Genomic DNA, 14355 nt, shown 5'->3' on the forward strand with positions numbered 1-14355 from the left:
TAAGTTGAGGGCGCGGCGCGTAGGAGTCGGATGGACCATTGACCCGGCCGACAGTCTGCCTGCCCCTCACCCGGAATCCGCGCTGCGCGCGAATTCCGACCTCTCCCCGCAAAGCGGGGAGAGGTCAAGAGTCACGCCCGCTTGCCGTTGTTCTTTTCAGCAGCCCTGCGCAAGGCTTCGGCGAGGGCGCCGCCGCCGGAGGATTCCTGCTTGCGCGGCGCCGACGAGGTCATGCGGCTCGTGTTGCGCGAGTTGTCGCGCTGCATGCCCGGCGCGTCCTTCTTGGTGCCGACCTCGTCGTCGAGGCGCAGAGTGAGCGAGATGCGCTTGCGGGCGACCTCGAAGTCCAGCACCTTCACCTTGACGATGTCGCCGGGCTTCACGACCTCGCGCGGATCCTTGATGTAGTTCCTGGACATCGCCGAGATGTGCACGAGGCCGTCCTGGTGCACGCCGATGTCGACGAAGGCGCCGAAGGCGGCGACGTTGGTCACGGTGCCCTCGAGGATCATGCCCTTCTGGAGATGCTTGATCTCCTCGACGCCTTCCTTGAACACCGCGGCCTTGAACGCCGGACGCGGGTCGCGGCCGGGTTTCTCAAGCTCGCGCAGAATGTCGGTGACGGTCGGCAGACCAAAGGTCTCGTCGACGAAATCCTTCGGCTTCAGCGTGCGCACGATCTCGCTAGAACCGATCAGCGCCTTGATGTCGCTCTTGGTGGCCGCGAGGATGCGGCGCACCACCGGATAGGCTTCCGGATGCACGCCAGAGGCATCGAGCGGGTCCTCGCCGCCGAGGATGCGCAGGAAGCCGGCGCACTGCTCGAACGCCTTCGGCCCGAGCCGCGGCACGTCCTTGAGCGCCTTGCGCGACTTGAACGGTCCGTTGGCGTCGCGATGCGCCACGATGCTCTGGGCAAGGCCGGAGCCAACACCCGATACGCGGGCGAGCAGCGGCGCCGAAGCCGTGTTGACGTCGACGCCGACCGCGTTCACGCAGTCTTCGACCACGGCATCGAGCGATTTGGCGAGCTTGGCCTGGCCGAGGTCATGCTGATATTGGCCGACGCCGATCGCCTTGGGCTCGATCTTGACGAGCTCGGCGAGCGGATCCTGCAGGCGGCGGGCGATCGAGACCGCACCGCGCAGGGTGACGTCGAGGCCGGGCAGTTCTTCCGAGGCGAAGGCCGAGGCCGAATAGACCGACGCGCCGGCTTCCGACACCACGATCTTGGACATCTTCAGCTCGGCAAGGCCCTTGACCAGCTCGGTCGCGAGCTTGTCGGTCTCGCGCGAGGCGGTGCCGTTGCCGATCGCGATCAGCTCGACGCGATGCTTCATCGCGAGCCGGCCGAGCGTTGCGAGCGACTCGTTCCACTGCCGCTGCGGCTCGTGCGGATAGATCGCGGTGGTATCGACCACCTTGCCGGTCGCATCGATCACGGCGACCTTGACGCCGGTGCGGTAGCCGGGATCGAGACCCATGGTGACGCGGGTGCCGGCGGGCGCCGCCAGCAACAGGTCGCGCAGGTTGGAGGCGAACACGCGGACGGCCTCGGTCTCGGCCGCGTTCCACAGCCGCATGCGCAGATCGATGTTGAGATGCACCTGGATCTTGGTGCGCCAGGCCCAGCGCACGGTGTCGATCAGCCAGCGGTCGCCGGCGCGCTTGAGGTCGGCGATGCCGAACCGCTTCATGATCTTCAATTCATAGGAGCCCGGAACGCCAGCGGGCGGCGCTTCCTCGGACCGGATCTGGAGGTCGAGGATCTCTTCCTTCTCGCCGCGGAACATCGCGAGGATGCGGTGCGACGGCAGCTTGGTCAGCGGCTCGGAGAAATCGAAATAGTCGGCGAACTTCTCGCCCTCGGTCTTCTTGCCGTCGCGCACCTTGGACGCCATGCGGGCATTGGTCCACACGTCTTCGCGCAAGGCGCCGATCAGGTCAGCGTCCTCGTCGAAGCGTTCGACGAGGATGGCGCGCGCGCCGTCGAGCGCAGCGGCGGCATCGGCAACGCCCTTCTCGGCGTTGATGAAGCCTTCGGCCACCACCTTCGGATCGTTGCCGGGCTCGGCCATGAGCTGATTGGCGAGCGGCTCGAGGCCAGCCTCCTTGGCGACTTCCGCCTTGGTGCGGCGCTTCGGCTTGAATGGGAGATAGATGTCTTCGAGGCGGGCCTTGCTGTCGGCGGCCATGATCGACGCTTCGAGCGCGGCATCGAGCTTGCCCTGCTCGCGCACCGACTCCAGAATGGCCTTGCGGCGATCCTCGAGCTCGCGCAGGTAGACCAGGCGCTCCTCCAGCGTGCGCAATTGCGCGTCGTCGAGCGCGCCGGTCGCTTCCTTGCGGTAGCGGGCGATGAAGGGAACCGTGGCGCCGCCGTCGAGTAGCGTCACCGCCGCCTCGACCTGCTCGGCCCGAACCCCAAGCTCCTGCGCAATTTTCTGGTTGATATTGGCCACGCGAGAATTCCCTCCAAGCACGCGACGCGAACCGAACCCGGCCGCGGGACGCCGCTTATGGACCAACCGGGGTTGATTCATCAAGGTACTGCGACAAACCGTCGACAAGGGATTTTTTGCCAGACCGATGCGATCTCGCCACAATCGTGGGGATGTCGGCGGCTTCTCTCTTGCGTCGCGGCAGACCGAGATAGCCACCCCGTCATCCTGAGGTGCGAGGCATGGGACGCATAGCGTCCCATGCGGAGCCTCGAAGGATGAGCGGCCTGGATGCAGCCGGGCCGTCGCCCTTCGAGGCTCGCTTCGCTCGCACCTCAGGGTGACGGTGAGAGATGAACGCGTGCGGCTTGACATCAGCCCCGTGTTCCGCGCCTGTTTGATCTGCCGGACCACCGAACTCCACACGAGGACTATCATGCGGACAACAGCGGTCGGCGTCTTCAAGATCGCCACCAGGGGCCCGGGCGACGTCTCCGGCCTGATGGCCATGATCGGCTCCGGCGCGATCGATCCGACGTCGATCCTCGCCATTCTCGGCAAGACCGAGGGCAATGGTGGCGTCAACGATTTTACCCGGGAATATGCCGTCGCCGCGCTGTGCACGGCATTGGCGCCAAAGCTCGGGCTGTCGTCAGAGGCAGTCGAGCAGCGCATCGCCTTCGTGATGTCCGGAGGCACCGAGGGCGTGCTCAGCCCGCATATCACGGTGTTCACACGCCGCGAGGCCGAGCGGCCGGCCGGCATGTCGGGCAAGCGGCTCAGCATCGGCATGGCGCACACGCGGGATTTCCTGCCCGAGGAGCTTGGCCGCTCCGCGCAGATCACGGAGACGGCCACGGCCGTGAAAGCCGCCATGGAGGATGCCGGCATCACCGATCCCACTGACGTTCATTTCGTCCAGATCAAATGCCCGCTGCTCACCAGCGAACGGGTCGAGGCGGCAAAAGCGCGCGGCAACAAGACGGCGACGACGAGCTCCTACAGCTCGATGGCCTATTCGCGCGGCGCCTCCGCGCTCGGAGTTGCGGTGGCGCTCGGCGAGATCGCTTCCGATATTCGCGATGAGGACGTGCTGCGACGCGACGATCTGTTCTCGAACGTCGCCTCGACCTCGTCAGGCATCGAGCTGATGCATAACGTCGTCATCGTGCTCGGCAACTCCGCGTCATCGGCGAGCACGTTCGAGATCGGGCATGCCGTGATGGACGACGCCATCGATGCTGCGGCGGTGATGTCGGCGCTGACGAGTGTCGGGCTTGGCACGACGCCGCAGCCGGGCCGCGAGCTCGTCAATGTCTTCGCCAAGGCCGAGGCCTCGCCCGATGGCAGCGTGCGCGGCGACCGCCACACCATGCTGGAAGACACCGACATCAGCTCGACACGTCACGCCCGCGCCGCGGTCGGCGGCCTGATCGCCGGCCTTGCCGGCACCGGCGCGGTCTATGTTTCCGGCGGCGCCGAGCACCAGGGGCCTGCGGGCGGCGGCCCGGTTGCGGTCATCGCACGCCTGTCTTAATGACGCGCCGACCTCTCCGCCCGGCGCAACCCTGCCCTTCGCGCCGGCTCGGTTGATTCACGCGGGCCCTTGCGAAAAAGGTGGCGCCCGCATCTTAGGGGATCTGACTTCATGACTTTGCCTATGAGCTGGAATGAATGGGCGCAGCACGATGGCGTCGCGCTGGCGGCGCGCGTCCGCAATGGCGAGCTGACGGCCAAGGAACTGGCGCGGCAAGCGGTCGCTGGCGTTGCCAAGGTCAATCCGGCGCTGTCGGGCGTGGTCGAGCTGTTCGAGGACGTGATCGCCGATCCCGCCAGGGACGGCGCCAATCTGTCCGGCCCGTTCGCCGGCCTGCCGTTCCTGATGAAGGATCTGGGACCGACCATGAAGGGCCGGCTCCAGGAGATGGGCTCGGTGTTGATGCGCGGCAATCGCGCCGCCGCCGACACGTTCCTCACCGGCAAGTTTCGCCAGGCGGGATTGAACCTGATCGGGCGCACCACGACGCCGGAATTCGGCGTATGCAGCTCGGCCGACAATCCCGCCGTCTATGTCACACGCAATCCCTGGAATACCGATTACACCACCTGCGGCTCGTCGGCGGGCAGTGCGGCGATGGTCGCGGCCGGCGTGGTGCCGATCGCGCATGCGACCGACGGCGGCGGCTCGATCCGCATTCCCGCCGGCGTCAACGGCAATATCGGCCTGAAAGTCTCGCGCGGTGTGTTCTCGCTCGCCCCGCACATGTCCGACCTCACCGGCCTTGTCTCGATCCAGGGCTGCCAGTCGCGCTCGGTGCGCGACACCGCCGCTTTCGTCGATCATGCGCGGGGACCTGCGCCCGGCGAGTTCATGCCGTTCTGGACCACGGCGCAACCCTATTCGGAGATGATCAAGCGCGATCCGGGCAAGCTCCGTATCGCGCTGTCCCACACCTGGGGCGATTACACCGCGACCCCGGAGATCGCCGCCGAGCTGGAAAAGACCGGCCGTTTCCTCGAAGGCCTCGGCCATCACGTCGACTACGCGCTGCCCGAGCTCGACTTCCGCGCCGCCTTCGCGGCACAGACCACCTGCTACATCAGCAATTTTGCCGTGGTGATCTCCAACATGCTCGCCGCGCGCGGGCTTGAAAAGCCGCCGGAAGATCTGATCGAGCCCATGAACATCCGCATCTGGGAAGCCGGCCGTCACACCAGCTTCGCCGAGCGGGCGAAGATGCAGGGCGTGTTCAACACCACCTCGCGCGGCTTCGGCGCGTTCTTCGAGCAGTGGGACGTGATCCTGACGCCGATCACCGCGCTGCCGACGCCGAAGGTCGGCACGAAGGAATATCTCACCATCTCCGACAATCCCGATGTGCTCGACTGGTTCGGCAATCTCTGGCGCTTCTTCGCCTTCACGCCGCTCGCCAATCTCTGCGGCATGCCCGCGATCTCGATGCCGATGGCGGCGCAAGACCACGGCCTGCCGCTCGGCATCCAGGCGATCGCCAAGCAGGCCAATGACGGCCTCTTGCTACAACTCGCCGCCCAGATCGAGCGTGCGCTCGACGGCAAGTGGAACGGCGGCAGGAAGCCGAAGGTGCATGTCGGCTGAGGCAGGCCCGTTCGTTTCGTAAGCCCCGCGCTTGCGGCCATCCTTCGAGACGCCCGTCGATGGCGGGCCCTCAGGATGCGGTCTGATTTCGCGGCGATATCTCAGACCCTCATGGTGAGGAGCGCCGCCTGGCGGCGCGTCTCGAACCGTGCGGGCCCACACGGCTGCCTTCAGTTCTTCACCGCCGGAATGTCCTCCGTGGGCTGCTGCTGACCCTGCTTGAACATCGCCAGCGCCTTGTCGAGCGCTTCACGCAAGGCAAGCGCTGCGGCGACGCTGCAACGCAGGTGCGCGGTCTGGACCACGTCGACCCTGACCGCGGCGCCGACCGGCATCAAGAGGTTCGCGGCGAGCTCGATCTGGATCGCGCCGTTGTGATGGCCGAAGCAGGAGGCGCCGTCGAAATAGATGATCGGCGCGCGCTCCGAGCTCGAGCTCGAAATGGTGACGGGCCCCTGAGCGGGCGTTTCGGGGTCGGTCATGGGCGCTCCTTGCGGCTGGTCGAACAAACGAAGCGCCCACCATCGTTGCTTCCGTCCGCCCTGTCGAGGCCCAACTGCCTCCGGCGACCTGTTCGGGTTTTGCACCGCGCCCGGCACTGGTCTAGAACATCGCCATGTCCACTCCACCGACCACGCTCCCCTTCGAGGAACTCGCCGAGGCGATCAAGGGCCGCCGTTCCGATTACGGCCATATCAGCGGGCTTCAGCTCGACCGCTTTGCGCCGGGCGAGGCCTGGTCCAGCCTGCCCTACCGGCCGGTCTTCGTCGGCGACACCGAGACCGGCGTGCTGCATGGCGGCGTGGTCACCGCGATGCTGGACGAGAGCTGCGGCATGGCCGTGCAACTCGCGCTCGACGGCACCCGTGCGATCGCAACCCTGGACTTGCGCATCGACTACCAGAAGCCGGCAACGCCGGGCCTCGACATCAAGGCGCATTCGGTCTGCTACCGCACCACGCGCTCGATCGCCTTCGTGCGCTCCACCGCCTACCAGGAGTCCGAGGACGATCCGGTCGCGACCGCGACCGCCTGCTTCATGATCGGCGCCAACCGCACCAACATGCTCGCCGACCGCAGGATGGATGCGCGCAACATCCCGACGCTGGAGGCGCCGGATGATCCGGACGGCCCGTTCGCGAGCAGCCCGTTCGCACGCTGCCTCGGCATCCGCATCAATGACGACGGCACGCTGACCATGCCGTTCTCTCCGAAAATCATCGGCAACCCGATCCTGCCCGCGATCCATGGCGGGATGACCGGCGCTTTTCTCGAGACCACCGCGATCGTCGGCGTGACGCGCGAGCTCGGCATCGCCGCGCTGCCCAAGCCGATCGGGCTCACCGTCAACTATCTGCGTTCCGGCCGCGCGCTCGACAGCATTGCCAATGTCTCGATCGTGAAACAAGGCCGCCGCATCGTCGCCTTCGAGGCGCGGGCCTGGCAGGACGATGGGGACAAGCCGATCGCGACCGCTTTCGGCCATTTCATGCTGCGCCCGACGCCCGGAAGTGACGAGGAATAGGCGTATTTTCCCTTGACGGCAGGGGGCCGGGCCACAACGATAGCGCGTTCCCTGCGAGAGGTATTGGGTTGCGGCATCCGCTCGACATCATCGCCATGTTCGCCGCGCTCTGGCTGCTGGCGGCGATGGTGCTCGACGCGTTGACGCCGAAAGAGCTGACGGCGGTGATGATCGGGATTGCGATCGGGCCCGCCATCGTCATTACCGCCGTGTTCTATTATCTGCGCTGCCCACGCACCGATTTTGCGGTGATGTTCGCGGCGCTCTGGCTGATCTCCGACGTCGCCATGGCGTTCATCTCGCCGACGCAGCTGCCGCATTTCCTGATCGCGCTCGGCTTCCTGCCGGCCTTGCTGATCGGCATCGTGCTGCACTGGCAGCGCTTCCAGCGCCGCCACGAGCGGCTGCCGGTGCCGTCAGTGAAGCGCGGTTAGCGCGGCAAGAGGTTCGTCTTCGCGAGGTCGAGCACCTCGTCGCCGCGGCCGTTCATCACCGCGCGCAGCACCCACAGGCTGAAGCCCTTGACCTGCTCGGCTGTGATGGTCGGCGGCATCGACAGCTCCTGCTTGGCGGTGACGACGTCGAGCAGCGCCGGCCCGTTGTGGGCCAGCATCTCCTTCATCGCGCCCGGCAGCTCGCCGGGATCCTCGACGCGCTTGGCAAAGATGCCCATCGCGCGCGCCATCGCGGCGAAATCAGGATTTTCCAGATCGACATTGGTGTCGACAAAGCCGGCCGCCTTCATCTCCAGCGCGACGAAGCCGAGCACGCCGTTGTTGAAGACGACGACCTTCACCGGCAGCTTCATCTGCGTCAGCGTGATGAGGTCGCCCATCAGCATGGTGAAGCCGCCGTCGCCGGAAAGCGAGATGACCTGGCGGCCGGGCTGCGCGGCCTGCGCGCCGATCGCCTGCGGCATGGCATTGGCCATCGAGCCGTGCACGAACGAGCCGATCAGCCGGCGGCGGCCGTTCATGTCGAGATAGCGCGCGGCCCACACCGTGGGCGTGCCGACATCGGCGGTGAACACGGCATCGTCGGACGCGTGGTCGCTGATGACCTTGGCCAGATACTGCGGATGGATCGGTTTGCTGCCGGGCGTGCCCTTGGCGAGCGAGTCGAGACCCTCACGCGCCTTCTTGTAGTGCGCGATGGCATCGTCGAGATGCCTGCGCTGCGTCTTGGACTTGAGCAGCGGCAGCAGCGCCTCGATGGTCAGCTTGACGTCGCCGACGAGGCCGAGATCGATCCTGCACCGCCGTCCCAGATTTTCCGGGCGGATGTCGATCTGCGCGACCTTCGCATCAACAGGGAAGAACTGCTTGTAGGGAAAGTCGGTGCCGAGCATCACCAGCGCGTCGCAGGCGTGCATGGCGGCATAGCCCGAGGAGAAGCCGATGAATCCGGTCATGCCGACATCGTAAGGGTTGTCGTATTCGACATGCTCCTTGCCGCCGAGCGCATGCACGATCGGGCTCTTCAGCGTTTCGGCCAGTTGCATCAGCGGTGCGTGCGCGCCGGCGCAGCCGCGGCCGCAGAACAGCGTGATGCGCTCGGCGCGGTTGAGGAGATCGGCGAGCGCCTTCAGCTCATCCGCCTGCGGCACGATCTTCGGTGCGGATAACGCGAGGCCACGTGTCGTCGACAGTGCTCGCTTCGGCGGCGAGCGGAAGGCGACATCGCCGGGCATCGCGACGACGGCGACGCCGCGCAGGCCGACCGCCGCGCGAATCGCGTTCTCCAGCACATAAGGAAGCTGGCTCGAATCAGAGACCAGCTCGCAGTAGTGACTGCATTCGCGAAAGAGGTTTTGCGGATGTGTCTCCTGGAAATAGCCGCCGCCGATCTCGGCGGTCGGGATCTGCGCCGCGATCGCCAGCACGGGAACGCGGCTGCGATGGGCATCGAATAGGCCGTTGATCAGATGCAGATTGCCCGGGCCGCAGGAACCCGCGCAGACCGCGAGGCTTCCCGTCATCTCGGCTTCGCCGCAGCGGCGAAGGCTGCAACCTCCTCGTGCCGGACATGGATCCACTCGATGGTGCCGCGGCGGCGCAGCGCCTCGGTCAAGGCGTTCAGGCTGTCGCCGACGATGCCATAGATGCGTTTGACGCCGGCCTGCTCGAGCGTTCCCACGAACAGATCGGCCACGTTGTTGATCGCCATGTCGGTCTCCTGATCTCGCCGGTAGAGCAAGATAGGATAACGCGCGACCGTGACGGCATCACGGCTTGTTTATTGCGCGCTCAGTCTTTCGCAATCGCCCGATCATAGGCCACAATCGTCGCCTTCGCCCGCGTCGCCACATCGGCCGCCGACATGCCGGGCTTGTAGAGGCTCGAGCCCAGCCCGAACGCCGTCACGCCACCCTTGATGTATTCGGCAAAATTCTGATCGGAGACGCCGCCAACCGCGGCGATCATGACGCCCGCGGGCAACACGGCGCGGATCGCGGCGATCCCGGATGCGCCGAGCACGCTGGCCGGAAAGAATTTCAGGCCCGATGCGCCGGAGCGCGCCGCGAGCAGCGCTTCCGTCGGCGAGAACACGCCGGGCAGGGTCACCATGCCGTGCTGATGCGCGCGCGCAAGCACGTCAGTATCGACATTGGGCGAGACCATCAGCTTGCCGCCGGCATCGTTGAGGCGGTCGACATCTGCGGCGGTCAGCACCGTCCCGGCGCCGATCAGCACGCCAGCCGGCGCGAGCTTGGCGGCGGTTGCGATCGAACGGAACGGATCGGGCGAGTTCAAGGGAATCTCGATCGCGGTCATGCCGGCCTCGATCAGCACGCCGACGATGGCCTCGGTCTCCTCCCGCTTGACGCCGCGCAGGATCGCGACCAGCGGACGCTTCATCGATGGAAAAGGAACGCTCATCTCAAAAATCCCTCTATTTCGTCCAGATCGCCGCAGCGGCCATCGACAGACCGCGGCGGACCGCTTCGTCGGCATCGACCGGCTGCACGGCGACCGCCAGCGCATCGAAAGCGTGGCGATACAACGTCGCGAGCCGCCCCGAGGCAATCAGCGTAATGCCCGCTTTTGGCAACGCTCCGGAGAGCCCTGCCGCGAGCTCGGCGCCGATCAACGTGCCCGACAGCGTCTCGCGCGCCTCAGCCGGCGTGCCGCCGAACAGCAGCTGACGCGAGCGCGCGGTGAACAGGAGGTTGGCGGCGAAGGCCGGCGCCTCATACGCGGCTTTCACGGCCGCCTTGAAGCTCTCGACATCCTCGGCGTCATCGGCATTGGCAACCGCAAGTGACAAAATCGTCTCGCGCGAAACGACGCTGAAGAGCTCGCCGGTCATGAAGGTGGAAAAGTGAGCGACCGTACCGTCCTTCACCCGCACCCATTTCGAATGGGTGCCGGGCATGCAGACCAGCGCCTGGCCGGCGGCATCGAGGCCAAGCGCGCCGAGCAGCTGCGTCTCCTCGCCGCGCATCACGTCCGGCGCGCTGGCGTCGCGCTGTGCGATGCCCGGCAGGATGCGGATGTCGCGCGCCTCACCCGGCACGCGCGCCGCCTGCTTCAGGACGGCGGCGAGCGGCGCCGGCGTGTCGACATAGCCGGCCTCGACCCAGCCGGTTTTTGCGCCGGCCATGCCGCAGACGAGAACGGGCAGAGGATCGGGCGCCTCGACTGTGCGGAGATGCGACTGCAGCACGGAGGAGAAGCCAGCCTTCGCCGCCGTCAGCATGCCCTCGCCGCTGCGGCGCTCGGCCAGAACCTGGCCGGTGCGATCAACCAGCCACAGGCGAAAACTGCTGGTGCCCCAGTCCACCGCGACAAAAGCGGGTTCGGTCATCGTGTCCTCGTCTCACAGGCAAGACGGCGTCTCGCGACAATGAGACGGCGCTCTGCAAATCTGCCTCGGGATATCGGCTATTGCGGCCGCAAACCAGCCTTTTCTCGCAAGTCCGAGGGCGAGCCGCGCTGGCACACGCCTTGCTGAAGCCTCTCCACTCACGTCCGTGAACCGCGCAGCAAGACGCGTCAACATCAGATGAGGAAACCCATGGAGATCGGCTATTTCACGATGCCTTCGCATCCGCCGGAGTGCGGTCTGAAGGAAGGGAACGACTGGGACCTGCAAGTCATGCGCTGGCTCGACGAGCTCGGCTATCAGGAGGCCTGGGTCGGCGAGCACCACACCGCGCCCTGGGAACCCAATCCCACGCCGGACCTCCTGATCGCGCAGGCGTTGATGCAGACCAAGCGCCTGCGCATCGGGCCGGGCGGCTTCCTGCTGCCCTATCACCACCCGGCCGAGCTCGCCAACCGCGTCGCGATGCTCGACCATATGTCCGAGGGCCGGCTCAATTTCGGCGTCGCGGCGAGCGGCTTGCCGAGCGACTGGGCGATGTTCAACGTCGACGGCATGAGCGGGCAGAACCGCGACATGACCCGCGAGGCGCTGGAGATCATCTTGAAGCTCTGGAGTGAGCCGGCGCCGTTCACCCACAAGGGCAAATACTGGACGGTGACCAAGCCGGACACGATGTTCGACTTCCTCAAGCCCCACATCAAGCCGCTGCAGGCGCCGCATCCGCCGATCGGCGTTGCCGGGCTATCGAAGAACTCGGACACCTTGAAGCTCGCAGGTGAGCGCGGCTTCATCCCGATGAGCCTCAATCTCAACCCGGCCTATGTCGGCAGCCATTGGGACTCGGTCGAGATCGGCGCCGCCAAGACCGGCCGCAAGCCGAACCGACAGGACTGGCGCCTCGTGCGCGAGGTGTTCGTCGCCGATACCGACGAGGAGGCCTGGAAGCTCTCGACCGGCGACATGATGGGCCGGATGATGCACGAATACTTCCTGCCGCTGCTCGGCCATTTCGGCTTCAAGGACTACCTCAAGCACGCGCCTGACGTGCCCGACAGCGACGTCACGGTCGAATATTGCGCCAAGCGGAACTGGATCGTCGGCTCGCCCGCGACCGTGGCCGAGAAGATCGAGAAGATCTACGACGAGGTCGGCGGCTTCGGCGTGCTCTTGGTGTTCGGCTTCGACTACAAGCACAAGGCCGAGGCCTGGCACCATTCGCTCTCGCTGCTCAAGAACGAGGTGATGCCGCGTCTGACGCATCTCGGCTCCGCGAAGAAGGCAGCTTGACCCGATACGGGTGCGGCGCGATCGTGCCGCACCCGCTTTCATTTGGGAGATTTCCGCGTGAGCGTCGACGCGAAGGATTTCAAGCAGGCGATGCGCCAGTGCGCCGGCGCCGTGGCGCTGGTCACGGTCGGCGCCGAGCACGGCAAGCGCACGGGTTTGACGGTGACCTCGGCCTGCTCACTGTCCGACAATCCGCCCTCGCTGATCGTGTGCGTCAACCGCAATGCCAGTGCGCATACGCGCATCCGCGAGGAAGGCGCCTTCGCGATCAACTTCCTGCACGAGGATCACGCGATGCTGGCGCTGACCTTCAGCGGCCAGAAGGGCGTCAACGGCGACGACCGGTTTGCGTTCGGGCAGTGGACGCGCGGCGCAACCGGCGCGCCGGTATTGACCGACGCGGTCGCAGCCTTCGACTGCGTGCTGGCGCAGGAATTCGAAACCAGGACGCATTCGATCTTCGTCGGCGAGGTGCGCGGCGTGTCCCATTCGGATGCCGCGAAGCCACTGGTGTATCTGCGCGGCCATTTTCATACGCCGCAGGAGATGCGCGAGACGGTCGCGCTCGGCGACCTCGATGCGCGGCATCTCAGCTGGACGGATTTCTCCTGATCTAGAACAGATCATAGCCAGGCGTGAGGATGCCGTCCGGGTCGTGACGACGCCTAGCATCGCGCAGCAGCGGCCATCTCGCGCCGAAATGGTCGGCCCAGTCCTGCGACGACATGGCGAGTGCGCTCACTGGATACAGAATGCCGCCTGCCTCGCGAATGCGATCGTACAGTGTGCGGTTGCGGACGACCTGCCGGTCCGCATTCGCCTTGTAGGCCGTTACAGGGATGCGGATGAGATTGAACGGGACGACGACGCGCTCGTCAGGCAATCGAAGCAAGGGTGTCCGGCATGCATCCTTGAACATCGGATAGTAAGTGATCCGTCCGAACGGGCCGAGATCATCGCTGTTCAGTTCAGCAATGACCTCGCTTGCGACCTCCAGCGCGTTGCTGCCGCGCAAGTATGTCAGCAGCCAGGGGTGCGGATTGAACCATTGGCCGTTCGACCGCAGCAGCTTCTCGAGCTTGGCGAATGCGTTGGCGTCCTCCCCGAAGCCAAGGTCCGAGACGGTCTCGCGCTTGTCGGCGAGGCCCGCGAGCAAAACCTTGTCGTCGGGAGGCGTGTTGCTGTCGTAGAAGACGCCTGCTTCGAGTTGATAGCGCCAGCCGCCGGCGCTATCAGGCACGACAGCGCCCTGCAACTGATCGAAACGTCGCTCGTCCAGAGCGCGCCGCTGATCGGCGGTCAGCGAGGCAAGATCGGGATAGGACAGCAGATAACGCCTGACACGTTCGGGCGCACGCATCAATCGAAGCGTCGCCCGCGTGATGATCGCGCACTGCGACAGCCCGGCCCGAACGGCGTCGAACAGCTCGGCATGCGCAGTCGGCGAGCAGGTCAGCTCCACGCCTTCGCCGGTGACGACATCGAGCTCCAGAACCTGATCGGTCTGGAGACCATGCCGGGACGATGATCCGCCGATTCCACCGACGGCAAGCGTGCCGCCGACGGACAGGCCGAGATAGTTTGTCAACACCGGAGGTGTGAGCCCCTTGGCCAGCGTCGCATCCAGCACATCGTGCCAGGTCGCGCCGGCATCGACCACGACGCGATCGGGCTCGATCCGGTGGATCGCGGCCAGCGCTCCAAGGTCCATCACGATGCCGTCCTCGGCCATGGCCCTGCCGTAGGTCGCGTGGCCCTGCCCGCGCGCCGCGACCTTCAGGCCCTGCTCGCGCGCCCAGCGCAGAATGTCGACGACCTCGCCGCTGGTCGCGGGTTTGCAGATGGCCCGCGGCCGCCTCTGAACGATGTGGCCGAAATCTTGCGCGGCCGCCGCGCAGGATTCCGAATCGTCCGCGAGCAGGAACTTCGGCGGCTGCGGGTCGCGTGCGCCAGACTGTCCGGCGAGGGTGGCGGAAGCCAGCGTCGCGGTGACGCTGACGCCGGCGTGCAAGAGTGTCCGTCGATTGGGAGCCATGGAGCAGTCCTTTGCGCCTCGCCGGGCGGATATGCGCCCCGCTTCAAGCTGCGATCGACGGCACGTCAGGACAACCGGCGCCTCGCGGGATAGACATTCCCGCCAAATGGTAGAATGCGTT

Annotated in this window: 11 protein-coding genes and 1 pseudogene; 6 read left to right on the forward strand and 6 right to left on the reverse strand. The window is 66.0% G+C overall.

What is annotated here, in order from left to right:
* Positions 1-131: 131 nt before the first annotated feature.
* Positions 132-2462, reverse strand: coding sequence for a Tex family protein (locus WN72_RS40795; protein WP_167380751.1), 2331 nt, complete (start codon positions 2460-2462; stop codon positions 132-134).
* Positions 2463-2877: 415 nt separating this feature from the next.
* Between WN72_RS40795 and atzD the strand changes: the two genes are divergently transcribed.
* Together atzD and WN72_RS40805 are read left to right on the forward strand one after the other, a co-directional pair.
* A complete protein-coding gene (gene atzD, locus WN72_RS40800) occupies positions 2878-3978 on the forward strand; it encodes a cyanuric acid amidohydrolase (RefSeq protein ID WP_092215053.1) in 1101 nt (366 codons plus the stop codon).
* A gap of 111 nt (positions 3979-4089) precedes the next feature.
* Positions 4090-5559, forward strand: a complete 1470-nt coding sequence (locus tag WN72_RS40805; protein ID WP_027563804.1) for an amidase — start codon at positions 4090-4092, stop codon at positions 5557-5559.
* Between the two features lie 170 nt (positions 5560-5729).
* On the opposite strand, the gene WN72_RS40810 is transcribed toward WN72_RS40805, so the two are convergent.
* Positions 5730-6041, reverse strand: coding sequence for a hypothetical protein (locus tag WN72_RS40810; RefSeq protein ID WP_027563803.1), 312 nt, complete (start codon positions 6039-6041; stop codon positions 5730-5732).
* A 134-nt stretch (positions 6042-6175) separates the two neighbouring features.
* Here WN72_RS40810 and WN72_RS40815 point away from each other — a divergent pair, with 134 nt between their 5' ends.
* Together WN72_RS40815 and WN72_RS40820 are read left to right on the forward strand one after the other, a co-directional pair.
* On the forward strand, positions 6176-7084 hold the full coding sequence (locus WN72_RS40815; RefSeq protein ID WP_027563802.1) for a PaaI family thioesterase: 909 nt from the start codon (positions 6176-6178) through the stop codon (positions 7082-7084).
* A 68-nt stretch (positions 7085-7152) separates the two neighbouring features.
* On the forward strand, positions 7153-7518 hold the full coding sequence (locus tag WN72_RS40820; protein WP_027563801.1) for a hypothetical protein: 366 nt from the start codon (positions 7153-7155) through the stop codon (positions 7516-7518).
* Here WN72_RS40820 and poxB read toward each other — a convergent pair.
* The 3 genes and pseudogenes from poxB to WN72_RS40835 form a co-directional block, all read right to left on the reverse strand.
* Positions 7515-9250 (reverse strand): annotated as a pseudogene (gene poxB / locus WN72_RS40825) (ubiquinone-dependent pyruvate dehydrogenase). The gene WN72_RS40820 and the pseudogene poxB overlap by 4 nt on opposite strands.
* 80 nt (positions 9251-9330) lie before the next feature.
* The gene (locus WN72_RS40830) at positions 9331-9963 is read right to left on the reverse strand and encodes a 2-dehydro-3-deoxy-6-phosphogalactonate aldolase (RefSeq protein ID WP_092215057.1); all 633 of its coding nucleotides are present in this window, start codon (positions 9961-9963) and stop codon (positions 9331-9333) included.
* Between the two features lie 13 nt (positions 9964-9976).
* Positions 9977-10891, reverse strand: a complete 915-nt coding sequence (locus WN72_RS40835; protein ID WP_092215059.1) for a 2-dehydro-3-deoxygalactonokinase — start codon at positions 10889-10891, stop codon at positions 9977-9979.
* A gap of 210 nt (positions 10892-11101) precedes the next feature.
* Here WN72_RS40835 and WN72_RS40840 point away from each other — a divergent pair, with 210 nt between their 5' ends.
* Together WN72_RS40840 and WN72_RS40845 are read left to right on the forward strand one after the other, a co-directional pair.
* On the forward strand, positions 11102-12199 hold the full coding sequence (locus WN72_RS40840) for an LLM class flavin-dependent oxidoreductase (protein WP_027563797.1): 1098 nt from the start codon (positions 11102-11104) through the stop codon (positions 12197-12199).
* A 57-nt stretch (positions 12200-12256) separates the two neighbouring features.
* The gene (locus WN72_RS40845; RefSeq protein WP_027563796.1) at positions 12257-12811 is read left to right on the forward strand and encodes a flavin reductase family protein; all 555 of its coding nucleotides are present in this window, start codon (positions 12257-12259) and stop codon (positions 12809-12811) included.
* A 1-nt stretch (position 12812) separates the two neighbouring features.
* On the opposite strand, the gene WN72_RS40850 is transcribed toward WN72_RS40845, so the two are convergent.
* Entirely contained in the window at positions 12813-14234 is a 1422-nt protein-coding gene (locus WN72_RS40850; protein WP_092215061.1) for an FAD-binding protein, read from the reverse strand.
* Positions 14235-14355: the final 121 nt, after the last annotated feature.

It is taken from the genome of Bradyrhizobium arachidis, assembly GCF_015291705.1.
GTDB lineage: Bacteria > Pseudomonadota > Alphaproteobacteria > Rhizobiales > Xanthobacteraceae > Bradyrhizobium > Bradyrhizobium arachidis.